The sequence below is a fragment of the Rhizobium sp. P1_E1 genome, assembly GCF_056406015.1.
The window spans coordinates 20,437-29,785 of the sequence record NZ_JBFUAY010000063.1; the positions used below are offsets into that span (position 1 = coordinate 20,437).

The following is a 9,349-nucleotide window of genomic DNA, read 5'->3' on the forward strand; positions in this document are numbered from 1 at the left end:
TCTCTCAACCCCCTTCGGATTCTCTTTTCCACGACGCGCCGTTGCAAATGATATAGGAGCATTCGTCCTTATTGCCCTCATCCCATCCCGGCCAGCAGATCACGACGCGATGGAATTTGGCGTTGCAAAGCCCGTGGTTTGCCAGCGCACGCGGATCATTCAAGAAATAGGGGCTTATGGCTTTGTCGCGGGTCCATTCAGGCACCGCCTTCCAATCAGCGGCGCCACCCTCATCGCTCAAGGGGGCGACCTGGCAAGACTTCCAGTTGGACAGCACGATGGTCTGATCGCAGGGAAAGGCTTGGACAGCGCTTGCCAGTAAGATCGAAACCAATGCCGACAATCGCCGGATGCAAACGACCACGCTCTTCTCCCCCATACCGCTTATTCGCATCGTGCTTCTACCCCCGAGATTCATTGCAGGGATCCTAGCAGAAGGGACTGGATAATAGAAGATCATAACTAAGAATATTTTCCTAGTTCATGGATCGTTCTTGCGCTAGGTTTGCCGCCATTGCAACCATGGACTGTCAGATGTTGAGCAAATTTTTTCTCAGAGATGAGGTGATGGTGTGGACGAGCTTTGGCCGTCACGCGCTGCATGAACGGAGTTCCCGCAACAGGCTCCGGAGGGCGGGCGGATACCGATCGACAACACGGGCGAGGGGCTGATGGCGGAATTCAACCCTCGCGACAAAAGCCGAACCAGTCAGGGAAAGAGGCGGGCGATGGTGCGCAAGCATACCGCTCCGCCGAGCGGGACGGATGACGGTAGCCTTCGCTGGCAATGGTTCACCATTCAGTTGCTGGAATCTACGGCCTTCACGACATTGAGTGCGAATGCCTGCCGCGCCTTCTTCCGCATCGTCATCGAGCACGCGTCGCACGCCGCCTTGGAAAACGGCAAGCTTGTCGTGACCCATCCTCAATTCGTGTCTTACGGCGTGACCGGCGAATATGTAGCCGATGCGATCGATGAACTCGAATATAAGGGGCTGATAAAAGTTCGCCGTGGCCGGGCGGGCAGCGGTGTCGCGCATCCCAACCGGTTCACGCTGACTTTTGTCGGTGACCATGAAGGCGCGCCACCCACCGACGAGTGGAAGCGATGCACGGCGGAAAGGTGCCGGAAATGGTCCGAGACCGACCGCAAGATTGCCGCCGACAAACGCGGGCGCGTCGGCAGGAAGAAAAAAATCCCACTTCGGAATCCCGAAATTCCCCCGCTTCGGGATTCCGAAATCCGCCGCGCTTCGTGAGGTATCGACAGCGAGAAACGTTGAATGATTTCAATGTCGCAACCAATTTCGGGATTCCGAAGTGCTATATAGATCTTGGTGGGGAGTTACTGACGAAGACACTTTGCCACGATCAGGAACTCCGTCTCCCGCCCCCCGATCTTCCCAGCCGAAGTCGTGCGAAGCAGAAGGCCGAAAGCTTCATAGAGCCAATAAAGCGGGGGAATTCGGTCCTTGAGCGCGTACACCTGCGTCGACACATACTCGCCGACGAAGACGACATCCATGCCGAGTTCCTTCAATGTTCCTGCAATCTCCGAATGGGATGCCTCCGCGGCGTGCTCGACGCGGAAGGGGGCATAGCCCGGTTTTCCGGCGTTTTTCTGCCTGAGCACGTAGCGATAGAACAAGACGTGGGTCCACCAGGGTGTCAGATCGGTGAAGATCCCCTTGGCTGAGTTCAGGATCGGACCCTTGACGAACACCAGACCACCGGGAGACAGGGTGTCATGGGCTCTCAACAAGGCAGAGCGCGGGCTTTCCAAATGCTCGAGAACGTCCCAGAAGACGCAGGCGTCGAAGCGGCGATCTCCATAGTCGATGGTTTGAGCATCGCCGAGGATCCGCTCAGCGGCGTCCTTGTTTTTCTCGAGCTGCTCCTTGGAGATATCGACAACGGTATATCTCGCTCCTTGCAAGGGGATATGCGTGCGAGAGCCACCTCCAACCTCAAGGATATTTGTGTCGGTCTTGCTGGAAAACGCTGATTGTGCGTGCGACAGCGCGTCGTTTACCCACGGCGAAGCCATAATCTTTCCCTCCTGAAAGATTAGCGTTTACGACTATAAGTAAGCATTAATATAATATTTTAGCAATATTTTAAACATATCTAGTTGAGTGGCGCCCGTCTGGTCGGAATTGGCAGGCAACTCGTCAGCCTAGTTTCGCGCAACCTTCCTGATGTATCCGCAGGTCTGATGATCTTTGAGGCGCTTCAGCCGGAGGAATGCATGACGGTGGGAATTATTCGGGCTCTGGCTGCCCTGGCGATGATGACGGGCCTTGCCGGCTGCATCGACCATGCCAATGATCCCGTGCTCCTGGCGGTCGGCGTGCCGGTCAATCCGCCTGCTGTTGCGCACGGCCTGTGCATGACTGACGGCAACGCCATGTATGACGAGGCGAGGAAGCAGTATCAGCTGCGCGCCCAGCTGACCGTATATGCCGGGGCCGATGAGCTGGAGGCCGAAACGACGGCGCGCGCCGCCGCCCATCGGCAATATGTCGCCTGCCTCTCCGGCCAGGGCTACCGGACATTATACGCGAATTGAGAACAGAGAATTCAGTGTTCCTCACCAGCGCCGTGTGAGCCCTCTTCCTGATCGCGACTTTTCACGTTTTTCGGCCATTTAGTCACGCCGGATCGCCTGCAATCACGAGTTTTGGAATTGCATGTGAGTCGCGGAACTCCGCACCCGGGAAAGGCATCCTCTCGAGATAAATCCAGTAAGGAGGGTTTATCATGAAGATGCTCAGGCTCACCCCTTCCACCGCCGCACTCGGCGCCCTTCTCGCCCTCGCGTCGATTGTCCCCGCGCGAGCCGCACCCGTCCAGACGGGTTCCCCGCCAACTGTCTCGGACGTGAAAATGGTGCAATATAAACCACATGCCGGGTCCCGGCATGGCTACCAGGGCTTCCGCACCGAGCGCCCCGGCACCCGGCGCCATTCCGATGGCTACTGGTATCCACTTGCCGCTTTCGGCGTCGAGGCCGGCACCACGGGCTCCATCGTCCGCCCGCCGGTGAACAGGCCGGCAGCTCCGGAAATGTGCAACCCTACGTTTTCTGGGTCGATCGGCCCCGGTAGCATGCCCTGTGATAACGGCTATTGAGCCGGCAAATGAAAGAGGCGGCGATGAGCCGCCTTTTTCTCGATCGGGCCGCCGCTCACATGTCCGTGACCCCCGCTTTGGCACCGTAGTATGTGACAGATCGCCTTCCTAACTCCGGGGCGTAAATTCCACGAATCCTCCCAAGGAGACGATCATGACCACGACTTTCAAGCACCGCCAGATGGCCGCTGCCTTCGGCGCAATCCTCGGCCTCTCGGCCTTCTCGGCCACGGCAGCTCCCCTCCAGTCGAGCGCGACGGAGCAGGGTGCCGCCACGCGTCCGGTTGCCCAGCAAGAAACCACGGTGCAGCACGACAGGCGCACGACCGGTTCGATCGGCGAGCGCGCCTCGGAAACCACGGGCTCGACACATTATATGATGAACCCGAAGAAGCCGCTCAACATGGATTGCAAGCTCGGCTTCAACCCGACGAGCAGCTCCAGCTGCAATTACTGACGAGACGCTCGGCCGTTCGCCATCGCGAGCGGCCGTTCTTCCAGAACGTCATAGGCTTGCAGATCGACTTTCATCCTGTCCCTCCAGGTCTCCAGAAATGCCAGGGTCTCGCCTCTCTCAAGATGGGCCGTCAATGATTCCCGATCCTGCCAGCGCTGAGCGACCAGAAAGCGTCCGGTCGGCCCGTCCTCCAGGACAATGCCGTAAAAGAGGCATCCCTCTTCAGTTCTCGTGCCGAGGCTGATCGCCTCAACGTCGGTGACGAAATCATGAAGGTCGGACGGATCAAGGTGGATGTAGCCCATGAGGATAAGCATGCTTGTTACGCCCCCTTCTTCAATGGCATGACCGTGAGCACGATCTTGCCTTGGATGTGGCCTTTGGCGGCGCGTTCGTGCGCCTTGCGAGCCTCGGCGAGCGGGTAGGTGCTGTCTATGACGACGCGGATCGTCCCGTCATCGAGCAAGCGGCCGACGTCCGTCAGCTGGGCCCCGCTCGACCGGACCTGGGTTGCCGAGACCGTGACGCCCAGCTTCTCGGCATCCTCGGCACCGGCAAAGCCCAAGGGGTACACCGGGAACAATGCGCCGCCGCGCTTCAGCGTGCGCAGGAAGCGACCTGATGTCGGCCCGCCAAGCGCGTCGATGACAAGGTCAATGTCATGCGCGACGTTCTCGGGTGGCGTTCTGGTGTAATCGATGAATGCGTTGGCGCCGAGTTCGAGCAAGAGGGATTCATGCTTGCCCGATGCCACGGCGATGACGTCAGCGCCTTTCAGTTTGGCGATCTGCAGCGCGAAATGCCCGACGCCGCCGGCCGCCCCGTTGACGAGCACGGTCTTGCCCTTGAGCGGCACGGGCTGATGCCTATGCGGCTGAAGCGGATTGGGCTCGTTGTGCCCCAGTTCGATCATGAACTGCCACGCGGTGAGCAGCGACATCGGCGCGCCGGCGGCATGCACGTGATCGATGCCGGCAGGCTTGAGGGCAAGATCCGACGCCGGCACGCTGACATACTCGGCATAGGCCCTGCTTTCCCCGACACTGAAAAATCGAACCATGGAGTAGACCTCGTCGCCGACGGAGAAGCCTCCGACATCGGCGGCGACCGCTTCGACGACACCTGAGACATCCGTGCCCAGAATGATGGGGAACGGTACTTGCGGCCGCCATTCCGGCGGAAGCGCCCTAAAGCCATCGCGCAGGTACCAGTCGGGAGGATTGATGCCGATGGCGTGCACGCGAACAAGGACCTCTCCCGGCTTCGGCTCAGGCTTCGGCGCGTCCTCGTAGCGCAGCACCTCGGGGCCGCCAAAGGCATGAATCCGGATCGCTTTCATTGTTTCACCCGACATCGCTTTTCTCCATCAGGACAGATGTGCTATTGAATTCGGAGCGCTGCCCCGGTTTATCCGGAGCGCCGCCCCGTTTAAGCGGAGCACTGCCCCGCTTGTCAAGAGGTATGATGAGAGCCGACGCGAAAAAGAACTACGATCACATCCTCGCCGTTGCCCGCGAACTGCTGACGGGAGGAGGTGCCGATGCCTCGCTGCGCGACATTGCCCGCAAAGCGGGGGTGGGGGATGGGACGCTGTACCGCCACTTTCCGACGCGGGAGGCGCTGCTGGAGGCGCTTCTCCGCAACGGCTTCGACGCGCTGAAGGAAAGGGCGCACGCACTCGAAACGTCGAACGAGCCCGATGCCGCTCTGGTGACCTGGCTGCGGGAGGTCGTCGCTATGGCGCATCATTATAGTGGTGCCATTGCCGCGATGGTCGCCGCGATCGCCGACGAAGGCTCCGCGCTTCATGCCTCCTGCGTCACCATGAAAGCAGCCGGGACGCGCCTTCTTGTCCGCGCCCAGTCCGAAGGCGTGGCGCGATCCGACATGGACGGGACGGATCTGTTTGCGATGGTCGGAGCATTGGCATGGATCGGCGACCAGCCTTCGCTCGCCCCACGCGCGGATCATCTGTTCGACATCATCTCGAGCGCGATCCTGACGGACAAAGTGCGATCGCCAGCTTGAAATCCGTTCGATCTCGGCGACCGACAGGCGACGGGAAGATCGGTGGCTGCAACGATGGCAGCCATTCCTCTCGCATTTGCGGCACAAATGTTGCGTCGAATGCAAAAATGCAATAAGTACAGAATCGTGCAAACTGGTGACAGTGGGTGTTGCGAAAAGCCGCAGCCAAGAGCGATTGACGCGTCTGCCTTGGAATTGCCATGCTCGCCGCGATGGTCGCATTTCATAATCAATCGAATTTCAGACAGGTGGGATAGTCATGACTGCAAAGGCCGCATGCTCCGATTTCCTGCATTTTTTCCGCTCCTGGATCAGCAACCCGCTTCGGGTCGCGGCCATCGCGCCGTCGGGGGATTCGCTTGCCAGGATCATGACCAGTGAAATTGCCGCACTCGACGGTCCAATCATCGAACTCGGCCCGGGAACCGGCGTCTTCACCCGTGCGCTGTTGGCGCGCGGCGTCAGTGAGGCGGATCTGACCCTGATCGAGTATGGCCCGGAGTTCATCAATTCGCTGCAGGCGCGGTTCCCGACGGCGCGCGTGTTACAAATGGATGCCGCCCATCTCTCCCATGCCGATATTTTCGAAGGCGAACCGGTCGGCGCAGTTGTCAGCGGCCTGCCGCTTTTGTCCATGTCGCCGCGCAAGATCACCTCGATCATGGCTGGCGCCTTCGCCTATATGCGGCCGGGCGGGGCGGTTTATCAGTTTACCTATGGTCCGCGCTGCCCGGTGTCGCGGCCGATCCTCGACCGTCTCGGCTTGAAGGCGGTGCGCATCGGCGGCACGGTGCGCAACCTGCCGCCGGCCTCCGTCTACCGGATTTCGCGCCGCAAGCCGCTGGAATTGTCGAGCGAGCGCATCAGCTATCGCCAGAGCGACACCGAAATCGACGACGTCGCCGCCTTTTCCAACGAAACCGGCGGCTGAACGATGATGCCGGGCCGGAATGGCTGAGAACAAGCGGACGGAGACCACGGAAGGCAGGCGGGAACGCAAGCGTCGGCAGACGCGCGAGCGCATCGAAAACGCTGCGATGACCCTCTTTCTCCAGCGCGGCTTCGACGCCACGACCATCGAGGACATCACCGAAGCGGCCGATGTCTCCAAGCGTAGTTTCTTCGATTATTTCCCCTCCAAGGAAGAGGTGGTTTTCGCCTGGCAGGATAGCTTTGCCGATCGGCTGATGGCGGCAATCGCCGCGAGGCCTGCAGATGAATCTTCCGTCGAGGCGGTCGAGGCGGCAATCACCGCAACCGTCATCGCCTCCGTCGGCGAGCGCGGCCTGGCGCTTGGCGAACTCATCCGTTGCACGCCGGCGCTGAAAGCCCGCGACCAGCTGAAATACGCCAGGCTCGAACAGAAGCTCGCCGAGGCGCTGCTGCTGCGCAGAGGAAATGATCCAGAGCAGCGGTCGCGCATGCGCCTCCTTGCGGCGATCGTCATCGGTGCGCTGCGCGTCGGTGGCGAACTCTGGCAGCAACGCCCGCCGGGCGCCTCGCTTGAGGATTTCGCCCGGGAGATCTTCGCCGACCTCTGGAAGATGCTGGCGGAGTTCGGCGACCAGGCGAAGACCAGGCTTTGACGTACGCCGCCTGAGGATCAGCGTGCACGCCCGCGCACCAGTGGCCGGTAATGTTTTCATCGCCGTCACTGTTATCCCCGCGGTGCCATCCTATATCTGCAAGCGTCGCAGCGACCACATTCTCATTTATCATCTCGATGGGCGGGTCATCACCATGCCAGCATCACTTTCGATCAGGGCAGGCATTCGCGTCCGAAGACGTCTCCAAAAGCCCAGGCATCTCCGACCATTCCACCGACTTTCAATGATCTATTGACCAAGAGAGGAAAGACCATGTCCAGTTACACCGCAGCCAACTACAACGCAGCGAAGTCAGGCACCTTCAAGATCGGCGGCGAGATCGAGGTCAACCGTCTCGGTTTCGGCGCCATGCGCGTCACCGGCAAGGGCATCTGGGGCGAACCGGCCGATCATGCCGAATCCATCCGCACGCTGAAGCGCCTGCCGGAACTCGGCGTCAACTTCATCGATACGGCCGATTCCTACGGCCCCGATGTCTCCGAATGGCTGATCAAGGAAGCGCTGCATCCCTATGGCGGCAAGTCGATCATCGCCACCAAGGGCGGCCTGACCCGCCACGGTCCCGATATCTGGCTGCCCGTCGGCCGTCCGGAATATCTGATCCAGCAGGCGCATAAGAGCCTGCGCAATCTTGGGCTCGAGCAGATCGATCTCTGGCAGCTTCATAGGATCGATCAGAAGGTGCCGGCCAAGGAACAGTTCGATGCGATCAAATCGCTGCTCGATAGCGGCCTCATCCGCCATGCGGGTCTGAGCGAAGTGTCCGTTGCCGACATTGAAGCCGCCTCGAAGTACTTCAAGGTCGCGACCGTCCAGAACCGCTACAATCTCGTCGATCGCACCAGCGAGGACGTGCTCGATTACTGCGCCAAGCATAATATCGGCTTCATCCCATGGTACCCGCTGGCCGCCGGCGACCTCGCCAAGCCGGGCTCGCTGCTCGATACGATCGCCAAAAAGCACAATGCCGCGCCAAGCCAGATCGCGCTCGCCTGGGTGCTGAAACGCAGCCCGGTCATGCTGCCGATCCCCGGCACCTCCAAGGTCAAGCATCTCGAGGAAAACGTCGCAGCCGTCGACATCACCCTCTCGAGCGAGGAATTCTCCGCCCTCGACGCCGAAGGTCGGAAGCTCTTCAAGGCTGCTTGACGGGCGCTGACAGCTGCCCCTCACCCTAACCTTACCGGGTCGAGACCCGTGGCTCGACCCCGGTGTTGCCGGCAGGCGGATGAGGGGCAAGCCATCGGCGATCCGCGAGGCCGCAATTTTCGGCATAATTTTGACCATCCGGTCAAACATGCTGCAAAATAAGGCGGCGACCTGTTATTTTGAGGGCAAGCATTGCGTCCAGCGCATTGCTGCATTGCGGTATTTTCGCTATTCCGACTCGAAAGAATTGGGTATCACTATCTTCGTAAGCAGCGCACTCCTCCTCCCAGCGCTCTTACATCGGACTGACAACACTCCTCCTCCCAGTTGTCAGTCAGGATCAAGAGCCCGGCGCACCTCCTCCCGCGTCGGGCTTTTTTCTTTTCCTGCAAGTCTGTTTTCTCCCAAGTCGAATCGATCAATTGCCAATACGGGCAACGCCGCTTTTGCCGTTGTCCCGGGTCCATTTGACCTTGTTGGCGCCGGCGCGTTCGAGTTCGAAGCACATCGGCTTGCCCTTGTTCCAGCTCTGGAATTTCTGGCAAAGGCGGTTGGCGTCGATCCACCATTGGCCGGTATCGCTTGGCTTGACATAGCGGCCGAGACCGATYGCCTGGCCGTTGCCGTCGACCTTGCCGGAGGAGCGGAAGATCAGCGGCAGTTCACCGCCGAGCGGTGTGGAGAGGTAGACCGTCTTGCCGATAATGTCGCGGCGGATATCGGCCTCGCCAAGCGTCTCCGTCGAGCCGAGAGAAGGCATCAGCATCAATGTCGATAAGCCTGTGATCGCGAGCAACTTCATCACCCTGATCCATCGATTGAATGTGATCGGACAAAACGCCGTGGACAGCCGAAAGTTTCAGGCGCAATTCCAGCAAAAGCGCGCAGCGGTTCTCACAGGAAAGCTCTTGTCCACCTCCCGCGGTTTGACTCGGCAAGCCTCGTCGGACTATTTGAACGGGCGCCGCCTGTCCGG

The 9,349-nt window shown here is 60.0% G+C and carries 14 protein-coding genes; 9 read left to right on the plus strand and 5 right to left on the minus strand.

The features are described from left to right. Positions 1-4: 4 nt before the first annotated feature. Positions 5-460 carry a hypothetical protein gene (locus AC1D1Z_RS20550; protein ID WP_018244562.1) on the minus strand — a complete coding sequence of 152 codons (456 nt, stop codon included), beginning with the start codon at positions 458-460 and terminating at the stop codon, positions 5-7. A 211-nt stretch (positions 461-671) separates the two neighbouring features. Here AC1D1Z_RS20550 and AC1D1Z_RS20555 point away from each other — a divergent pair, with 211 nt between their 5' ends. Further along, positions 672-1,259, plus strand: coding sequence for a hypothetical protein (locus AC1D1Z_RS20555; RefSeq protein ID WP_447011046.1), 588 nt, complete (start codon positions 672-674; stop codon positions 1,257-1,259). 86 nt (positions 1,260-1,345) lie between these two features. On the opposite strand, the gene AC1D1Z_RS20560 is transcribed toward AC1D1Z_RS20555, so the two are convergent. Then, positions 1,346-2,047 (minus strand): class I SAM-dependent methyltransferase, encoded by a 702-nt coding sequence (locus AC1D1Z_RS20560; protein WP_018244563.1) that lies wholly within the window; start codon positions 2,045-2,047, stop codon positions 1,346-1,348. Positions 2,048-2,248: 201 nt separating this feature from the next. Here AC1D1Z_RS20560 and AC1D1Z_RS20565 point away from each other — a divergent pair, with 201 nt between their 5' ends. The 3 genes from AC1D1Z_RS20565 to AC1D1Z_RS20575 all read left to right on the plus strand — a co-directional run bounded on the left by AC1D1Z_RS20565 (position 2,249) and on the right by AC1D1Z_RS20575 (position 3,589). Next, complete coding sequence (locus AC1D1Z_RS20565; protein ID WP_168331378.1) at positions 2,249-2,569, plus strand: hypothetical protein; 321 nt, start codon at positions 2,249-2,251, stop codon at positions 2,567-2,569. A 191-nt stretch (positions 2,570-2,760) separates the two neighbouring features. Further along, positions 2,761-3,132, plus strand: a complete 372-nt coding sequence (locus tag AC1D1Z_RS20570) for a cell surface protein (protein WP_447011047.1) — start codon at positions 2,761-2,763, stop codon at positions 3,130-3,132. 154 nt (positions 3,133-3,286) lie between these two features. Then, positions 3,287-3,589: a hypothetical protein gene (locus AC1D1Z_RS20575; protein ID WP_447011048.1), complete on the plus strand. Its 303-nt coding sequence runs from the start codon at positions 3,287-3,289 to the stop codon at positions 3,587-3,589. Here the strand turns inward: AC1D1Z_RS20575 and AC1D1Z_RS20580 are convergent. Continuing rightward, the gene (locus AC1D1Z_RS20580) at positions 3,583-3,906 is read right to left on the minus strand and encodes a putative quinol monooxygenase (protein WP_018447724.1); all 324 of its coding nucleotides are present in this window, start codon (positions 3,904-3,906) and stop codon (positions 3,583-3,585) included. The two genes, AC1D1Z_RS20575 and AC1D1Z_RS20580, sit on opposite strands and share 7 nt — an antisense overlap. Positions 3,907-3,911: 5 nt before the next feature. Continuing rightward, complete coding sequence (locus tag AC1D1Z_RS20585; protein WP_446984964.1) at positions 3,912-4,943, minus strand: NADP-dependent oxidoreductase; 1,032 nt, start codon at positions 4,941-4,943, stop codon at positions 3,912-3,914. Between the two features lie 107 nt (positions 4,944-5,050). Between AC1D1Z_RS20585 and AC1D1Z_RS20590 the strand changes: the two genes are divergently transcribed. The 4 genes from AC1D1Z_RS20590 (at position 5,051) to AC1D1Z_RS20605 (ending at position 8,373) form a co-directional block, all read left to right on the plus strand. Further along, positions 5,051-5,617 (plus strand): TetR/AcrR family transcriptional regulator, encoded by a 567-nt coding sequence (locus tag AC1D1Z_RS20590; RefSeq protein ID WP_446959640.1) that lies wholly within the window; start codon positions 5,051-5,053, stop codon positions 5,615-5,617. 259 nt (positions 5,618-5,876) lie between these two features. Further along, positions 5,877-6,548 carry a class I SAM-dependent methyltransferase gene (locus tag AC1D1Z_RS20595; protein WP_018447721.1) on the plus strand — a complete coding sequence of 224 codons (672 nt, stop codon included), beginning with the start codon at positions 5,877-5,879 and terminating at the stop codon, positions 6,546-6,548. Positions 6,549-6,567: 19 nt separating this feature from the next. Next, entirely contained in the window at positions 6,568-7,203 is a 636-nt protein-coding gene (locus tag AC1D1Z_RS20600) for a TetR family transcriptional regulator (RefSeq protein ID WP_283185939.1), read from the plus strand. Between the two features lie 273 nt (positions 7,204-7,476). Next, the gene (locus AC1D1Z_RS20605; RefSeq protein ID WP_018244572.1) at positions 7,477-8,373 is read left to right on the plus strand and encodes an aldo/keto reductase; all 897 of its coding nucleotides are present in this window, start codon (positions 7,477-7,479) and stop codon (positions 8,371-8,373) included. Between the two features lie 418 nt (positions 8,374-8,791). Here AC1D1Z_RS20605 and AC1D1Z_RS20610 read toward each other — a convergent pair whose 3' ends face one another. Beyond that, positions 8,792-9,175, minus strand: a complete 384-nt coding sequence (locus AC1D1Z_RS20610; RefSeq protein WP_026188599.1) for a hypothetical protein — start codon at positions 9,173-9,175, stop codon at positions 8,792-8,794. Here AC1D1Z_RS20610 and AC1D1Z_RS20615 point away from each other — a divergent pair. Continuing rightward, positions 9,156-9,349 (plus strand): hypothetical protein (locus tag AC1D1Z_RS20615; protein ID WP_477851624.1); only part of this gene is annotated, 194 nt, incomplete at its 3' end. The two genes, AC1D1Z_RS20610 and AC1D1Z_RS20615, sit on opposite strands and share 20 nt — an antisense overlap.